Here is a 16,041-nt window from a genome sequence, read left to right as displayed (position 1 = left end):
GGCGCAGGGGGCGGTTCCCGCTCACCGGGAAGGTGCCGGGACTTCTTCGCTCCTCGCGCCGCCCGCGAGGCGACACGACGACGCCGCCGCCCCCGGGGAAGGGGGCGGCGGCGCGTGGTCGCCGCGGTGCGGGACGCGTCAGACGGTGGTCCCGGCCCGCGTGGCGTCGGCGGACGGTGCCGTGAGCGGGGCGGAGGAGCGCGGGGCGGCCGCGCGACGGAGACGGAGGGTGCACCGGATGCCGATCGCGGAGATCACCATGAGCAGGGCGGCGGCCGGCCAGTAGTGGCCGCCGGCCAGCGCCGACAGCGAGACCGCGGCGAGCGGGGCGAATCCGCCGAAGATCATGTTGCAGACCTGGTAGGAGAGCGAGATGCCGGTGTAGCGGACGCGGGGCGCGAAGCCCTCGGCGAGGATCGCGGCGATCGGTCCGTACAGGGCGGACATCACGAGCCGCATGCCGAGCATGGCCGCGTAGACGAGGACGACGCTCCCGGTCTCCAGCGCGAGGAACTGCGGCACGGACAGCACGATCACACCGGCGAGTCCGGCCACGACCACCTTGTGCGCGCCGACCCGGTCGCCGAGCCAGGACAGGGCGGGCGTGACGAGCAGCTCCAGGAACGCCGCCAGCGTCAGGCCGTTGAGCAGCATCGACTCGGAGAGCCGGAGTTCCCCGGTGCCGTACGCGAGGAGGAAGCTGGTCACCACGTAGTAGCCGCCGGTCGCGGTGGCGAGGGCGAAGACACCCGTCAGGACGGTACGCCAGGCGGACTGGAGGACCTCGACGACCGGGAGCTTGTCCTCCTCGGTGTGCTCGGCCCGGATCTCGTCCATGAGCGGCGCCTCCTCCAGACGGAGCCGGATCACGAGGCCGATGATCACGAGGATCGCGGAGGCGAGGAACGGCACGCGCCAGCCCCAGCTGTCGAAGGCCTCGTCCCCCCACAGGTTCATCAGGGAGAACGCGCCGGTGGAGAGCAGGGCGCCGACGGACGAGCCGAGCTGGGCGAACGAGCCGAAGAAGGTCGCCCTGCCCTGCGGGGCGTTCTCGACGGCGACGAGGACGGCGCCGCCCCACTCGCCGCCGATCGCGATGCCCTGGACGAGCCGGAGCACGATGAGCAGGACCGGCGCGAGGACGCCGACCTGCGCGTACGTCGGGAGCAGACCGATGGCGAAGGAGGCGATGCCCATCATCATCAAGGTGATGACCAGGGTCTTCTTGCGGCCGACCCGGTCGCCGATGTGACCGAACACGATGCCGCCGAGGGGCCGGAGCAGGAAGCCGACCGCGAAGGTGCCGAAGGCGGAGAGCGTCCGCAGGAACGGCGGCATGTCGGCGGGGAAGAACACGTCGCCGAAGACGATCGCCGCGGCGGTCGCGAACGCGTAGAAGTCGTACCACTCGATCGACGTGCCGACGAGTGCCGCGAGCGCGGCTCTCATCGGGCTCTGCGGGGCGGGGGTGGGGCGAGGCTGGGACAAGGGTGCCTCCGGGCAGGAGCGGGGGAGCGGAGCGGGCGGGGAGGGTGGGGACGGGGGTGCGGCGGTGCGGGGCGGCCACGGCCGGGGAGCCGTGGCCGGGGGGACCCCGGGGCGCGTCAGCGGCCGGGGGCGGCCCAGGCCCGCGCGCCGCCGATCCAGGTCTCGCGGACGCCGATGGAGGTGAGCTCCTCCGGCGCGGCCTCCAGCGGATCGGAGTCCAGGACGACGAAGTCGGCGAGCATGCCGGGCGCGAGGGCGCCGACCGCGTGCTCGCGGTGGAGCGCGGCGGCCGCGGCGGCCGTGTGGGCGTGCAGGCCGTCGGCGACGGGCAGGCGCAGGGACGCGTCGCCCAGGAGCGTACCGAGGACCGTGCGCCGGGTCGCGGCGGCGGAGACCGCCTCCAGCGGGGCCGGCGGGGCGACGGGGGCGTCCGAGCTGAAGACGACGGGGACGCCGGCGGGCAGGCAGGGGCCGGCCGGGTTGTAGCGGTGGCCCAGGTCGCCGATCGCGGTCAGGGTGCCGTCGCCGGTGCGCAGGTGGTGCTGGGGCTGCATCACCGGGACGACGCCGAGGGCACCCATGCGCGCGATCTGTTCGTCGGTCGGCAGTCCGCAGTGCTCGATGCGGTGCCGCATGTCGGCGCGCGGGACGTCGGCCTGCGCCTTCTCGATCGCGTCGAGGACCATGCCGATCGCGAACGGGGACTGCGCGTGCGTGGCGGTCTGGAGTCCGGCGCGGTGGGCCTTGGCGACGATCTCCGCGTACTCCTGGGCCGAGTGGTAGAGCTGCCCGTGGTGGCAGCAGTCGGCGGCGTACCCCTCGGGGAAGTAGGCGGTCCAGCCGCCCAGCGTGCCGTCGGCGTAGAACTTGACGCCCTGGATCCGGAACAGGTCGTCCCCGAAACCGCGCACGGCGCCGAGTTCCAGCGCGGTGTCGAGGAGCGCCGAGGTGAGGTACGCGGAGACGCGCATCCGCAGCGAACCGTCGGCGCGCGCCCGCAGATAGGTCTCCGTCTCCCGCCGCGAGGCCTGGGCGTCGCCGACGGTCGTCACACCGGCGGCGAGGAAGGTCTCCTGGGCGCGCAGCAGATGGTCGGCCATGATCGCGTCGGGCTCGGAGAGGTGGAAGTTCGGGCCGTGGTTGCCGATCTTCACTCCTCCGGGACCGGTGAGCATGTCGCAGGCGGCGTCCCAGAGCTGTCCGTCGGGCTCACCCGAGGCGAAGCGGCCGACGGAGCCGCCCTCGGGGTCCCGGGTGCCGGCCGTGATGCCGCAGGTCCGCAGGGTGTGGGAGTTGACGACGCCGCCGTGGCCGGAGGCGTTCATGACGTACACCTCGCGGTCGTCGGCGATCCGGTCGAGGTCGTGGCAGGTGGGGTGGCGGCGCTCGGCGAGCCGGCGGTGCTCGTAGCCGAAGCCGCGCACCGGCACTCCGGCGGGCAGGTCGCGGGCGGCCTCGGTCAGGACGGCGACGAGGGTGTCGATGTCGGGGACCCGCTCGGGACGGCAGTCGACCCAGGCGAGGGCCTGGCCGTACATGACGGGGTGGCAGTGGGCGTCGACGAAGCCGGGGTGGACGAGGCCGCCGTCCAGGTCGAGCGTCTCGTCGGCCCGGCCGCCGAGGGCGGCGCGGGCGTCCTCGGCGGTGCCGACGTGGACGACGCGGTCGCCGCGGACGGCGAGCGCCTCGGCCCGTACCGGCGTCCCGGCGGCGGCGACGGCGGCGCCGGTCACCAGCAGGGTGCGATCGGTACGGGACGCGATGAGCGGGTCGTGCATGAGGGGAGCCTACTTTCGGCCAAGGGGTAGCCAGAACGGCTGATTCGTTCGTGAGGAACATAGGCAACGAACGAGAGATTGGCTAGAGGCTCCGTGAAATCATTTTTCGGAAGTGCATGGGGTGGCTGGCTTACGGATCATCCGTGCGCCCGTCAGGGGGTGGAGTTGCCGAGGTCGTAGCGCTCCTTGATCAGCTCCAGATGGATCCAGCTCTCCACGCCCCGCACCCCGTCGAGGGCCCGCATGGCGTCGAGCGTGGCCCGGATCGACCTCATCGAGTCGGCGGTGACGGTGCCGACGAGCTCGGCCCGGCCGACGCAGGCGGACAGGAACGACACCTGCTCCCAGCCGTTCAGCTCCTCGGCGACCGGCTCGCGCGCGCCGTCGACGCGCACGGCGAATCCGCACAGGAAGCCCAGCCCGAGCAGCTCGGGCCTGACCAGCGCCAGCACCTTCACGACCCCGCCGTCCAGGAGGCGCAGGGTGCGGGCGCGGGTGGCGCCCGCCGAGAGGCCGGTGATGGCGGCCAGGTCGGCGAAGGGCAGCCTGCCGTCCCGCTCCAGCGCGTCCAGGATCTGCAGGTCGGTGGCGTCGAGGTCGGCGACGGTCGGCTCGCCGGCCAGTAGGTAGGGGTCCTTCAGGTGTCGGGTGCTGATCAGCGGGTCCACGGCCGAGACCCCCGGCACCGAGCGGACGTGCTCGATCGCCCGGTCCAGTTCGGCGAAGCCGTCGGTCCGCAGCTCGGCCATGATGGCGCGCTGCCCGGCCGTGACCGTCACGAACGGCGCCTGCGGCATCGCGGCGATCTCCCGCGCCACCTCCTCGGCCGCCCCGTCCACGTCGACGGAGAGATGGGCCGAGGCCGTGAGGCCCCGCACGGCCGGGTGGACCACGGCGACGACCCGGACGGCGCCCGAGTCGAGCAGGCGCTGCACCCGGGCCCGGGTCGCCGGTCGGGAGAGCCCGACCCGCTGCGCCAGCGTCTCGTACGTGAGCCGGCCGTCGCTCTGCAGCTCGCGGACGACGGACAGGTCGATGTGGTCCAGGTCCACCTGATGATCCCCTCGGTTCGGCGGCTCCGGGCTCTCCCGGGGCCGCTTCATTGTCGCCCCAGGGGTGCGGACCCTTGATCGATCGTGACACGGGTCACGGACTTCCGCCCCGACTCCGCCTGGACGTCACGCCAGATGAATCGTAAGTTCATGCCATTCATGGCGAACGAATCGCCAGTCCTGACCGAGAGGGGGTCGGGTGCACCCGCCCGTCGCCGTTTTCACCGACACCGAGGACCTCGACCCGGAACCCGGCATGCGCCTGCTCGCCGAGGCCGGCTTCGAGGTGAGGGTCGCCGGGAGCCGTGACCCGGACGTGCTCGCGGCCGCCGCCGAGGACGCCGTCGCGCTCATCGTCGGGTACGCCCGCGTCGACGCCGCGCTCCTGGACCGGCTGCCCCGGCTGCGCGTCCTCGCGACGATGTCCGCCGGCCACGACATGATCGACACCGAGGCGGCGCGCCGGCGCGGACTCTGGGTCGCCAACCTCCCGGACGCCGCGACCGAGGACGTCGCCGTCCACGCGCTGGCCTCCGCCCTCTCCCTCGTGCGCCACCTGCCGCGCGCCGACGCCGTCGTGCGGGGCGGCGGCTGGAGCGCCGAGTTCGTCGCCCCCGGGGAGGGCCTCCCGCTGCCGCGACGCGCGAGCGAACTCACCCTCGGCCTGGTCGGCTTCGGCCGCATCGCCCGCGCCTTCGCCGCCCTCGCCGCACCCGTCTTCGGCCGCGTCGCCGCGTACGACCCGCACGCGGACCCCGCGCACTGGCCCGCGGGCGTCGAGCGGTGCGGGAGCCTCGACGCGCTCGCCGCGACCAGCGACGTCCTCTCCCTGCACCTCCCGCTGACCCCGGCCACGCACGGCCTCGTCGACGCGGAGCTCCTGCGCCGGATGCCGCCCGGCGGCTTCCTCGTCAACGTGGCGCGTGGCGAACTCGTCGACTCCGAAGCCCTCCTGGAGGCCGTCGACACCGGCCGCCTCGCGGGAGCCGCCCTCGACGTCCTCCCCGTCGAACCGCCGCCCGCCGACGACCCGCTGCGCCGTCACCCGCGCATCCGGCTCTCCCCGCACAGCGCCTACCTCTCGGACGCCTCGCGCCGCGCGTACGTGTGCGAGCCCGCCGCCAACGTCGTCGCCTGGCACCGCACCGGCCGCCCGCTGACCCCCGTCGTCGACCCCACCACCGAAGGATCGCCCGCATGAGCACGATCGCGCCCACGCCCGCCGCGCAGACCCTCGCGGACGAGGAGCTGCGCCTGCGGCGCGAACTCGCCGCCGTCTACCGGCTCGTCGCGCACTTCCGGATGACCGACCTGATCTTCACACACATCTCGCTGCGCCTCCCCGGCCCCGACCACCACTTCCTCATCAACCCCTACGGGCTGCTCTTCGAGGAGATCACCGCGTCGAACCTGGTCAAGATCGACCTGGACGGCAACCCCGTCGGTCCGTCGCCTTACCCCGTCAACCCCGCCGGGTTCGTCATCCACAGCGCCATCCACGCGGCCCGCCCCGACGCCCACTGCGTGCTCCACACCCACACCAGGGCGGGCTGCGCCGTCGCCGCGCAGAAGGACGGCCTGCTGCCGCTCAACCAGATGTCGATGGAGTTCCACGACCGGATCAGCTACCACGACTACGAGGGCGTCGCCCTCAACCTCGACGAGCAGCGGCGCCTGGTCGCCGACATCGGCGACCACCCGGCCCTCGTCCTGCGCAACCACGGCCTGCTGACCGTCGGCGAGAGCGCGTCCCGCGCCTTCCTGCGCATGTACTACCTGGAGAAGGCCTGCGAGATCCAGGTGACCGCGCAGGCCGGCGGCGCCCCGCTGGTCGTCCCGCCCGCCGAGGTCTGCGCGTACACGGCCCGGCAGCTCGCCGGCGAGGCCGAGAGCGACTTCGAGGACCTCGACGCCTACGACCTCGCCTGGGCGGCCCTGCTGCGCATGCTCGACCGGACCTGCCCCGACTACAAGGACTGACCCGGCGGACCGATAACCGGGTGCAGACGATACGTATCGTCTTGTACCGTGGGGGCATGCGTCACCACTACTTCCTCTGAGTCCGGACACGGCCGTCGCCGCCGTCTCCGCTGCCCCTCGACACCCAGACTCAGGGAAGTACTACCGCCATGCGCGAACGCGCCCAGCTCGCCGTCCAGGACGTCACCAAGTCCTACGGCCTCCGGACCGTCCTCGACCAGGTCTCCTTCACCGTCCGCCCCGGCGAGAAGGCCGCCGTCGTCGGCGAGAACGGCTCCGGGAAATCCACCCTCCTGCGGCTGCTCGCCACCGCCGAGAAACCGGACGCCGGGGAGGTCACCGTCGCCTTCCCCGGCGGCACCGGCCACCTCGGCCAGACCCTCGACCTCGCCGCCGACCGCACGGTCGGGGACGCCGTCGACCTCGCCCTCCGCGAGATCCGTGCCATGGAACGCCGGCTGCGCGCGGCCGAGGAGCGCCTCGGCGAGGCATCCGCGGACGAACTCGCCGCGTACGGAGAGCTCCTGACCGCCTACGAGGAGCGCGGGGGATACGAGGCGGACGCCCGCGTCGACGCCGCCCTGCACGGCCTCGGGCTCGCCGGGATCACCCGCGACCGGGCGCTCGGCTCGCTGTCCGGCGGCGAGCAGTCCCGGCTCGCCCTCGCCGGCGTCCTCGCCGCGGCCCCGGAGCTCCTGCTCCTGGACGAGCCGACCAACCACCTCGACGCGCCGGCCGTGCACTGGCTGGAGGAGCGGCTGCGCGCCCACCGCGGCACCGTCGTCGCCGTCACGCACGACCGCGGCTTCCTGGAGCGCGTCGCCACCACCGTCCTGGAGGTGGACCGGGACACCCGGAGCGTACGGCGGTACGGCGACGGCTGGGCCGGATACCGCGCCGCGAAGGCCGCCGCCCGGCGCCGCGCCGAGCAGGACCACGCCGCCTGGCTCCAGGAGACGGCCCGCGCCGAGGAGCTCCTCGAAGCAGCCGGACGGCGCCTGGCGACCACCGGCAAGGACCCGGGACAGGGCTTCGGCAAGCACCGCCGCTCGCACGAGGCGAAGCTCGGCGGGCAGGTGCGGGCGGTCCGCGAGCGCCTCGCCCAGCTGCGGCGCGACCCGGTGACGGCGCCGCCCGAGCCCCTGAGGTTCACGGCGGCGCCGCTCGGCACCGAGGACGGGCACGCCGGGGACGGCCCCCTCGCCGAACTGCGCGACGTCGCGGTCGGCGGGCGGCTGCGCCTCGACGGGACGCTGGCCGTCGCGCCCGGTCAGCGGCTGCTCGTCACCGGCGGGAACGGGGCGGGCAAGACCACCCTGCTGCGCGTCCTGGCGGGCGACCTCGCCCCGGACGCGGGCACGGTACGCCGCCCCGAGCGGCTCGGGTACCTCGCACAGGAACTGCCCGAGCGCTCCACCGGGCTGCCCCTGCTCGCCGCGTTCGCGGCCGGGCGGCCCGGGCGGCCGGAGGAGTACGCCGCACAGCTCCTCGCGCTCGGCCTGTTCCGCGAGCAGGACCTGGACGTCCCGGTCGCGGACCTGTCCGCGGGGCAGCGCCGGCGGCTGCAGATCGCCCGACTGGTGGTCCGCCCCGCGGACCTCCTCGTCCTCGACGAGCCGACGAACCACCTCGCGCCCGACCTCGTCGAGGACCTGGAGACGGCACTCGTGGGCTATCCGGGCGCGGTGGTCGTGGTCTCCCACGACCGGGGCTTCCGCGACCGCTTCTCCGGCGAACGCCTGGAGCTGCGCGCGGGCCGGAGGAGCGGCGGAGCCTGACGGCGGCGAGTCGGGGTGGCGAGTCGGGGCGGCGACTCCGTGGCCGCGCGCCGGGGGCGGGGCCGTCGGGGGCCCGGACGTCGGAGCGGCGGCCGGTCGATCGGCCGCCGCACCCCCCGGACGGGGCGGGCGCGCGGCGGGACGGGCCGCCGCGCGCCCGGGCTCGTCAGCGCGTGACGAGTCCGGGGACGACCGTGCGCAGGACGTCGGCGGACAGGACGCCCTCCCGTACGAGCACGGGGGCGTCGCCGGTCAGGTCGACGATCGAGGACGACACCGCTCCGGCCGTCCGGCCGCCGTCGAGGTACACGGCCACGGATTCGCCCAGCATCCCGAAGGCCGCGTCGCAGTCCTCCGGCGAGGGCCGGTCGGTGAGGTTCGCGCTGGAGACGGCCATCGGGCCGGCCGCGGCCAGCAGCTCCAGGGCGAGGGGATGGTCGGGCATCCGCACGGCGACCGTGCCGCCGGTCTCGCCGAGGTCCCAGGAGAGCGACGGCCGGTGGCGGAGCACCAGCGTCAGACCGCCCGGCCAGAACGCCCCGATCAGGTCCTCGGCCGTCCTCGGCAGCTCCGCGACCAGCTCGTCGAGCGCCTCCTTCGAGCCGACGAGCACGGGCGAGGGCTTGTGCCGGCCGCGGCCCTTCGCGGCCAGCAGGCCGGCGACGGCCCGCGGATCGAAGGCGTCCGCGCCGATGCCGTACACGGTGTCCGTGGGGAGGACGACGAGCCGTCCCGCGCCGAGGGCGGCCACCGCCGCGTTGATGCCGGCGGCGCGGTCCGAGGCGACGGCGCAGTCGAAGCGCCGCGTCACGGGTTCGCTCACGCCGGGACCTCCACGCCCTGCGTGGTCACGAGGCGGGCGTCGCCCTCGGCGAGCTGGTAGGCCAGTCCGACGACCGCCACCTCGCCCGTCTCCACCTGCTCCGCGAGGACACGGGACCGGTCCACGAGCAGCTGCACGGTGTGCCTTATGTGCTCGTCGATGATGTCGCTGTCCTCCGTGAGGCCGGCGGCGCGGGCGGCGAGCACGCTCGGCGTCACCCGCTCCACCACGTCCCGGACGAAGCCGGCCGCCGGCAGGCCGTTCTCCACCGCGGCGCGGGCCGCCGCGACGGCGCCGCAGGAGTCGTGGCCCAGGACGACGACCAGCCGGCAGCCGAGCACGCTCGTGGCGTACTCGACGCTGCCGAGCACCTCGGCCCCCAGCACGTGGCCGGCGGTGCGTACGACGAACAGGTCACCGAGGCCCTGGTCGAAGATGATCTCCGCGGCGAGCCGCGAGTCGGAGCAGCCGAGGATGACCGCGAACGGCTCCTGGCCGGGTGCGAGCTGCGCGCGACGCGCGGCGTCCTGGTTGGGGTGTTCCGGCGTTCCGGCGACGAAACGCCGGTTGCCGGCGAGCATGGCGTCGAGTGCGACCGCGGGAGAGGTACGAGGCATGCCACCCACTGTAACGAGCCGTGCCGGGCCCGCCTCCGGGCGGTCCCCGCGCAGGTCGGGGCCGATCCGTTCCGCACCGGCCTGGACGGATGCGGCCGCTTCTGTCGCGTACGCGAAGAGCGGGGTCGTGGAGCGGAACACCGCCGACCGGGTGACGAGAGCCTGGCCGGCGGACCTCCGCGGGTCACGGGCGGGGAGATTTTGCCCGCCCGTGGTTGCCGCCCCGACCGCTCCGTCGGATCTTGGTCACCATGCCCTCGGGCAGCTGGTTCTGCTGGTCACGGGGGGTGCAAGGGGCCCTTCGCCCTGAGCGGGGAATGTTCATGCAGCTCGAGTTCCGGCACCTCCGTGTCCTGCTCACCGTCGCCGAGGCCGGCAGCATCCGCAAGGCCGCGGCACGCCTCCAGCTCTCCCAGCCCGCCACGAGCGCGCAGTTGAAACGGATCGAGCACGAGCTGGGCGGCCCGCTCTTCGTCCGCGGCGCGGACGGGGTGAAGCCCAACGAGACCGGCCAGTACGTGCTCCGCTGCGCACGCGACCTCGTGGTCGGCTTCGACCGGCTGCGCGAGCACGCGCGCGCGGCCGCCGAGGCGGACACCGGCACCGTCGCGCCGCTGCGCGCGGGAGGCACCGCCGGCCCGCTGGTGTCGCTGCTCGTCTCCGCCCTCTTCGAACTCGTCCCGGAGAACCGGCTCACCATCGACGCCCGGCGTTCCGTGCACACCCTGGTGAAGGCCCTGAGCCAGTCCAAGTGCGACATAGCGGTGTTCGGTGAGTTCCCCGGCTTCCCGCTGCCGGTGGGCGATGCCGTGATGACGCGCACGCTGCTGCGCGAGCCGGTCTTCGTCCTGCTCGCCGAGGACCATCCCCTGGCGCGCCGGGAGCGGGTGAGCCTGCGTGAGCTGAGCGACGAGGAATGGGTGATGCCGGAGGCCGACGAGAGCGGGGTGCACGCGTACCTCCATCTGACCTGCCAGGCGGCGGGGTTCACCCCGCGCGTCGCGCATGTGACGCCTGACCTGTCGGTGGCGCAGATCCTGGTCGCCGGACGGCGTGCCGTCTGCGGGGTGTGGCCCAGCGCCGAGGTCCCCGCCCAGGGCACGGTGCAGCGGCCGCTGGCGGACGTCCCCTTCCACCGGAGGCTGCAGCTGGCGTGGAACCCGGAGTCGGTCCCGGCCGAACTCGCCGACGCGGTGGGCGAACGGCTCCTGACGGCCTATCTGTCGCTGGTGCGGGAGCGACCCCGGTACCTGGCCTGGTGGCAGGACGGCGGGGCGGACTTCGCCCTCGGCACGGAGGGCTGACCAAGGACGCCGCCGCACGAGAGCCGCGCTCGGCGGGGCCGTACCGGCGCTCCCCTGCCCGCCCCCTATAGCTCCCCGGTTGTATCCCACCTGGGATCACGTCAGGAACATGTCACCTGGTGAACACTTCGCGTCAACGTCCCAGGACGTCGTCACCCCCCACGACGAGCGAAGGAACACCCCGTCATGTCCCGTCCTCTCCTTGCCCTCTCCACGATGGTCGCCGCCGCCGTCATCACCACGGGCACCCTGGCCGCACCGGCCTGGTCGCAGCCCGACGCGGCCCAGCGGGGCACGTCCGCCCGCGACACGGCGATATCCCGGGCCGAGGCGAACGTCGCCCGGCACGCCGACACCTTCGGCTTCGGCGCCGGTCAGAAGCTCGTCGTCAAGGACGTCGTGCTCGACGCCGACGGCACCCAGCACGTGCGCTTCGAGCGGACCTACCGCGGCCTCCCCGTCGTCGGCGGCGACTTCGTCGTCCACCAGAAGGCCGACGGCTCGCTCAAGGGCTCCTCCCACGCCAAGGCCCACAAGGTCGCCCTCGCCTCCGTCACCCCCGGCGTCGACGCCAAGGGCACCGCGGCCGGCGCCCTGAAGCGCTCCGCGGGACTGGTCGACGAGGCCCGGTCCACCCCCGAGCTGATCGTGTGGGCCGCCGACGGCACCGCCCGCCTCGCCTGGCGCACCACCGTGCAGGGCCTCGGCGACAAGGGCCAGCCGCACGGCGAGGTCTTCGTCACCGACGCCGCCACCGGCGCCGCGATCGAGAACTACGACACCGAGCGCGAGGCCACCGGCACCGGCCACTCCGAGTACACCGGCGACATCACGCTCGACACCACCCAGCAGGCCAACGGCACCTTCGCGCTGATCGACCCGCTCCGCGGCCACATCACCAAGGACGCGCGCAACGTCTCGTCCTCGTCCCTGAACAGCTCCTCGGGCACCCTGTTCACCGACGCCGACAACGTCTGGGGCGACGGCCGGAAGTTCTCCACCGACCGCGCCACCGCCGCCGTCGACGCGCACGCCAACACCGCGAAGACGTACGACTACTACAAGTCCACCTTCGGCCGCAACGGCATCAAGAACGACGGCCGCGGCGCCACCGTGTTCGTCCACGTCGGCACCAACTGGGACAACGCCCAGTGGTCGGACGCCTGCTTCTGCATGATGACCGGCGACGGCGACGGCAGCGTCGATCCCGAGCAGGTCGACCTCGACACGATGGGCCACGAGATGACCCACGGCGTCACCTCGGCGACCGCCAACCTCCGCTACAGCGGCGAGTCCGGCGGCCTCAACGAGGCCACCAGCGACATCTTCGGCACCATGGTCGAGTGGTACGCCGCCAACGCGGTCGACACGCCCGACTACCTCTTCAGCGACCAGTCCACCCCGCCGTGGCTGCGCCGCATGGACAAGCCCTCCCTGGACGGCCGCTCGGCCGACTACTGGTCCAAGTCCGTCGGCCGGCTCGACGTCCACAACTCCTCGGGCGTCGGCAACCACTGGTTCTACCTCGCCAGCGAGGGCAGCGGCAGCAGGACGATCAACGGCGTGACCTACAACAGCCCCACGTACAACGGCTCCACGGTCACCGGCATCGGCAACCAGAAGGCCGCCGCCATCTGGTACCGGGCGCTCACCGTCTACATGACCTCCACCACCGACTACAAGGGCGCCCGCACCGCGACCCTGAGCGCGGCGAAGGACCTGTACGGCGCCACGAGCACCGAGTACGCCACCGTCGCGAAGGCCTGGACCGCGGTCAACGTCGCCTGACGCCCCGGAGGGGGATCCCCGTCGGCCGCCTCCCGCGCGGAGGCGGCCGACGGGCCGGGAGGCCGCCCGGTACGGCGTCAGACCACCGACAGGACGATCTTCCCGGTCGTCCGGCCCCGCTCCCCGAGCTCGTGCGCCCGCGCCGCCTCCGACAGCGGCAGCACGGTGTCGACGACCGGGCGCAGCGCGCCGCTCTCCACCAGCGCGGCGATCTCCCGCAGCCCGAGGTGGTCGGGCTCGACCAGGACCCACGCGGCCCGCACGCCGTCGGGGGCGGCCGGGACGTCGTCGGGGCCGGGCAGCGTGATGAGCCGGCCGCCGGTCCGCAGCACCTTCAGGGAGCGCTCGGCCGTCTCGCCGCCGAGCCCGTCGAGGACGACGTCGACATCGGAGACGACGTCCTCGAACCGGGCCTCGCGGTAGTCGAGCACCTCGTCCGCGCCGAGCTCCCGCAGCAGCTCGTGCTTGGCGGCGCTGGCCGTACCGATGACGTACGCGCCGCGCGCCTTGGCGATCTGCACGGCGAAGTGACCCACCCCGCCGGCCGCGGCGTGCACGAGCACCCGCTCACCCGGCCGGACGTCCGCGGCGTCGACCAGGGCCTGCCAGGCGGTCAGCGCGGCGAGCGGCAGCGCCGCCGCCTCCACGTGCGTGAGCGAGGCCGGCTTCGGCGCGAGATGACGGGCCGGGGCCACGACGTACTCGGCGTAGCCGCCCGCCTGCCGGGGGAACAGCGGCATCCCGAAGACCTCGTCGCCGGGCCGCAGGCTGCCCACGCCGGGCCCCACCGCCTCGACCGTGCCGGACACGTCCCAGCCGACGATCGCCGGCGCGCCCCAGTCGATGAGCCCGCCGCTCGCGCGGGTCTTCCAGTCCACCGGGTTCACCCCGGCGGCGTGGACCCGGACGAGGACCTCGTTCAGACCCGGCTCCGGGCGCTCCACCTCGCGCTCGACCAGCTTCTCGGGACCGCCCCACTGCTCCACGACCACCGCACGCATGCTCTTCGCCTCGTTCCTTCTCGATCGGCGCCCGCCGGAACCTCTCCGGCGTCGACCCCTTCACCTTCCCGTCTCCGTGTCCCGCACGGTATTGGCCCTCGGGCCACTATGTGACAGGATTTGGCCATGGACGAGACAGCCCCGCGGACGACGACCATCCGCGGGCACCGCGTCGCGGTGCTCGCCCTGCCCGGCGTGCCGCCCTTCGAGCTCGGCATCCCGTCGCGGGTCTTCGGCAGCGTCCAGGACGCCGACGGCCGCCCCCTGTACGAGGTCACCGTCTGCACCGCCGACGGCGCGCCCGTCCTCAGCGACGCCGGGTTCGTCGTCCAGCCGGCGGCCGGCCCCGAGGCGCTCGCCGCCGCCGACACCGTCGTCGTCCCGCCGACGCACGCCATGCCGGAGCTGGAGGACGGCGGCCCGCTGCCGCCCGAGGTCGCCGCGGCCATCGCCGGGATCCGGCCGGGCACCCGGCTGGTGTCCATCTGCACCGGGTCGTACGTGCTCGCCGCCGCCGGCCTGCTCGACGGCCGGCCGGCCACCACCCACTGGAACCTGGCGCCGCAGTTCCGGCGGGCCTACCCCGGGGTCAAGCTCGACGAGGAGGTGCTCTTCGTCGACGACGGCGACGTGCTCACCTCGGCCGGGGTGGCCGCCGGCGTCGACCTGTGCCTGCACATGATCCGCCGCGACCACGGCGCGGCGGCGGCCAACCGGGCGGCGCGCATGTGCGTCGTACCGCCCTGGCGGGACGGCGGGCAGGCCCAGTTCATCGACCGGCCCGTGCCCGAGCCGACCCTCGCCAGCACGACCGAGACGCGCGCCTGGGCCCTCGAACACCTCGGAGAGCCGCTCACCCTCGGGCGGCTCGCCGAGCACGCCCGGATGAGCCTGCGCTCGTTCACCCGGCGGTTCCGGGACGAGGTCGGCATGACGCCCGTGCAGTGGCTCACCGCGCAGCGCCTGGAACTGGCCAAACAGCTCCTGGAGACCACCGACCTGCCCATCGACCTGGTGGCCCACCGCGCGGGCATCGGGTCCGGCAACTCCCTGCGCGCGCACATGCGCACGGCCTTCGGCGTCTCGCCCGCCGCCTACCGACGGGCGTTCGGCGCCTCCGATCCGGTCGGCGCGGCCGAGGGCGCGTAGGGCCTGCCCCTCGGATCGTGCCGGGCTCGCGGGGCCGGCCGGTCAGCCGGCCCAGCGCCCGGAGAAGAAGGTCACGGCGAGGACGACGGAGAGCGGGACCGACAGACAGAACCAGGCGTGCGAGCGCCGGGGCCCGCGCGAGGCCCAGGAGGCGAGACCGATCCACAGCGGCCACCACAGGAGCGTGGCGCGGGGGATCGACATGTACCAGTACGAGGTGCCCAGGGCCCAGAGGCTGAGCGCGACGTAGACCGCCTCGGGCCAGCGGCGGGCGCGCGCGAGGAGGCCCACCGTGACCAGGCCGACGACCATGGCGAGGAGCTCGGCCTGCCACATGAGGGCGTACGGAGCGGGGTAGCCGTGGCCGAAGGCGGCCTCCCAGGTCGTGCCCCAGGCCTCCCAGGGGGTGTGGAACTCGCGGTACCAGCCGCGCTCCTGGGCGTGCTTCCAGGCCATCCAGTCCCCGGTGCGCCCGTGCAGGTACCAGGAGTAGACCAGCGGAGGCAGCGCGGGCAGGGCCAGCCACGGCAGCCGTCGCAGCCCGCCCCGCGACCGGGCGGTCAGGGCGAAGTGGACGACGAGCGCGGCGACGAGGAAGAGCCCGCTCACGCGCACCGTGGTGGCGCCGGCCGCGAGGAGCGCGGCGAGCCGCCAGTCCTGCCGCCGGGCGGCGAGCCAGGCCGGCAGGGCGAAGGCGAGGAACAGGGCCTCGGTGTATCCCACGGCGAGGAACACCGCGCACGGCGACACCAGCAGCAGGAGGACGGCCCGGCGGGCGTCGGCGACCCGGGGGAGGTCGAGCCGCGCGATGCGGCCGAGGGCGAGGCAGGCGACGGCTCCGGCGACGAAGGAGACGAGGAGCCCGGTGGCGGTCCAGTCGCGCACGAGGGGGTGCAGCGCCCTGAGGAGGAGCGGGAAGCCGGGGAAGAACGCCTCCCTGTTGTCCCACTCCTCGGGCCGCGCGGCGGGGTCGTCGGGGAAGTAGCCGTCGCGGGCGATGTGCAGGTAGTGGTTCCAGTCCCACTGCCCGACCACCGGGGCGAACGCCCCCGGCCGGTGCGCCTCGGGGTCGCGCGGGAAGAGCCAGGCGGCGCAGTAGGCGGTGAGGAGGACGGCGACGCGCGTGAACACGTAGAGGGTCAGGACGTCACGGTCGCCCGCGTCGAGCCGCGGCCGGGTCCACCGTGCCGTCGGAGGTGCGGTGGTGCGTATGGCGCGAGCGTCGCGATCCAGCAGGGTCATGGGGGTCGGTCCGCATCTCTCTGAGGGCGTGGCGGGGCGCG

Annotated in this window: 13 protein-coding genes; 6 read left to right on the top strand and 7 right to left on the bottom strand. The window is 74.1% G+C overall.

The window, feature by feature from the left end; translation table 11 throughout:
• Positions 1-138: 138 nt before the first annotated feature.
• The 3 genes from ABTY59_RS25165 to ABTY59_RS25155 all read right to left on the bottom strand — a co-directional run bounded on the left by ABTY59_RS25165 (position 139) and on the right by ABTY59_RS25155 (position 4,318).
• Positions 139-1,488, bottom strand: coding sequence for an MFS transporter (locus tag ABTY59_RS25165; RefSeq protein WP_352021292.1), 1,350 nt, complete (start codon positions 1,486-1,488; stop codon positions 139-141).
• 116 nt (positions 1,489-1,604) lie between these two features.
• On the bottom strand, positions 1,605-3,266 hold the full coding sequence (locus ABTY59_RS25160; RefSeq protein ID WP_352021291.1) for an amidohydrolase: 1,662 nt from the start codon (positions 3,264-3,266) through the stop codon (positions 1,605-1,607).
• Positions 3,267-3,418: 152 nt separating this feature from the next.
• The gene (locus ABTY59_RS25155; protein WP_352021290.1) at positions 3,419-4,318 is read right to left on the bottom strand and encodes an Lrp/AsnC family transcriptional regulator; all 900 of its coding nucleotides are present in this window, start codon (positions 4,316-4,318) and stop codon (positions 3,419-3,421) included.
• Positions 4,319-4,517: 199 nt separating this feature from the next.
• On the opposite strand from ABTY59_RS25155, the gene ABTY59_RS25150 reads away from it, so the two are divergent.
• The 3 genes from ABTY59_RS25150 to abc-f all read left to right on the top strand — a co-directional run bounded on the left by ABTY59_RS25150 (position 4,518) and on the right by abc-f (position 8,076).
• A complete protein-coding gene (locus ABTY59_RS25150; RefSeq protein ID WP_352021289.1) occupies positions 4,518-5,519 on the top strand; it encodes a C-terminal binding protein in 1,002 nt (333 codons plus the stop codon).
• Positions 5,516-6,298: a class II aldolase/adducin family protein gene (locus ABTY59_RS25145; RefSeq protein ID WP_352021288.1), complete on the top strand. Its 783-nt coding sequence runs from the start codon at positions 5,516-5,518 to the stop codon at positions 6,296-6,298. Before ABTY59_RS25150 ends, ABTY59_RS25145 begins: the two co-directional genes overlap by 4 nt.
• 149 nt (positions 6,299-6,447) lie before the next feature.
• Positions 6,448-8,076, top strand: a complete 1,629-nt coding sequence (abc-f, locus tag ABTY59_RS25140; RefSeq protein ID WP_352021287.1) for a ribosomal protection-like ABC-F family protein — start codon at positions 6,448-6,450, stop codon at positions 8,074-8,076.
• Between the two features lie 166 nt (positions 8,077-8,242).
• Here abc-f and ABTY59_RS25135 read toward each other — a convergent pair whose 3' ends face one another.
• Together ABTY59_RS25135 and ABTY59_RS25130 are read right to left on the bottom strand one after the other, a co-directional pair.
• Positions 8,243-8,887: an L-threonylcarbamoyladenylate synthase gene (locus tag ABTY59_RS25135; RefSeq protein WP_352021347.1), complete on the bottom strand. Its 645-nt coding sequence runs from the start codon at positions 8,885-8,887 to the stop codon at positions 8,243-8,245.
• An 8-nt stretch (positions 8,888-8,895) separates the two neighbouring features.
• Complete coding sequence (locus ABTY59_RS25130) at positions 8,896-9,516, bottom strand: carbonic anhydrase (RefSeq protein ID WP_352021286.1); 621 nt, start codon at positions 9,514-9,516, stop codon at positions 8,896-8,898.
• Positions 9,517-9,839: 323 nt separating this feature from the next.
• On the opposite strand from ABTY59_RS25130, the gene ABTY59_RS25125 reads away from it, so the two are divergent.
• Positions 9,840-10,820, top strand: a complete 981-nt coding sequence (locus ABTY59_RS25125; protein ID WP_352021285.1) for a LysR family transcriptional regulator — start codon at positions 9,840-9,842, stop codon at positions 10,818-10,820.
• A gap of 186 nt (positions 10,821-11,006) precedes the next feature.
• Complete coding sequence (locus ABTY59_RS25120; RefSeq protein WP_352021284.1) at positions 11,007-12,608, top strand: M4 family metallopeptidase; 1,602 nt, start codon at positions 11,007-11,009, stop codon at positions 12,606-12,608.
• Between the two features lie 77 nt (positions 12,609-12,685).
• On the opposite strand, the gene ABTY59_RS25115 is transcribed toward ABTY59_RS25120, so the two are convergent.
• A complete protein-coding gene (locus ABTY59_RS25115) occupies positions 12,686-13,609 on the bottom strand; it encodes an NADP-dependent oxidoreductase (RefSeq protein ID WP_352021283.1) in 924 nt (307 codons plus the stop codon).
• A gap of 126 nt (positions 13,610-13,735) precedes the next feature.
• Between ABTY59_RS25115 and ABTY59_RS25110 the strand changes: the two genes are divergently transcribed.
• Positions 13,736-14,758 (top strand): GlxA family transcriptional regulator, encoded by a 1,023-nt coding sequence (locus ABTY59_RS25110; protein WP_352021282.1) that lies wholly within the window; start codon positions 13,736-13,738, stop codon positions 14,756-14,758.
• Between the two features lie 42 nt (positions 14,759-14,800).
• Here the strand turns inward: ABTY59_RS25110 and ABTY59_RS25105 are convergent, their stop codons facing one another.
• Positions 14,801-16,000 (bottom strand): mannosyltransferase family protein, encoded by a 1,200-nt coding sequence (locus tag ABTY59_RS25105; RefSeq protein ID WP_352021281.1) that lies wholly within the window; start codon positions 15,998-16,000, stop codon positions 14,801-14,803.
• Between the last annotated feature and the right edge of the window lie 41 nt (positions 16,001-16,041).

It is taken from the genome of Streptomyces sp. NPDC096079, from assembly GCF_040303145.1.
Taxonomy (GTDB): domain Bacteria; phylum Actinomycetota; class Actinomycetes; order Streptomycetales; family Streptomycetaceae; genus Streptomyces.
The sequence above is the reverse complement of the archived record's forward strand: the minus strand, read 5'-3'. Positions and strand labels throughout refer to the sequence as shown.

Excerpts from the sequence above, each read along its gene's own strand:
- ABTY59_RS25130 (WP_352021286.1), bottom strand. The coding sequence starts at position 9,516 with ATGCCTCGTACCTCTCCCGCGGTCGCACTCGACGCCATGCTCGCCGGC.
- ABTY59_RS25120 (WP_352021284.1), top strand. The coding sequence starts at position 11,007 with ATGTCCCGTCCTCTCCTTGCCCTCTCCACGATGGTCGCCGCCGCCGTC.
- ABTY59_RS25160 (WP_352021291.1), bottom strand. The coding sequence starts at position 3,266 with ATGCACGACCCGCTCATCGCGTCCCGTACCGATCGCACCCTGCTGGTG.
- ABTY59_RS25105 (WP_352021281.1), bottom strand. The coding sequence starts at position 16,000 with ATGACCCTGCTGGATCGCGACGCTCGCGCCATACGCACCACCGCACCT.
- ABTY59_RS25145 (WP_352021288.1), top strand. The coding sequence starts at position 5,516 with ATGAGCACGATCGCGCCCACGCCCGCCGCGCAGACCCTCGCGGACGAG.
- ABTY59_RS25115 (WP_352021283.1), bottom strand. The coding sequence starts at position 13,609 with ATGCGTGCGGTGGTCGTGGAGCAGTGGGGCGGTCCCGAGAAGCTGGTC.
- abc-f (WP_352021287.1), top strand. The coding sequence starts at position 6,448 with ATGCGCGAACGCGCCCAGCTCGCCGTCCAGGACGTCACCAAGTCCTAC.
- ABTY59_RS25125 (WP_352021285.1), top strand. The coding sequence starts at position 9,840 with ATGCAGCTCGAGTTCCGGCACCTCCGTGTCCTGCTCACCGTCGCCGAG.
- ABTY59_RS25110 (WP_352021282.1), top strand. The coding sequence starts at position 13,736 with ATGGACGAGACAGCCCCGCGGACGACGACCATCCGCGGGCACCGCGTC.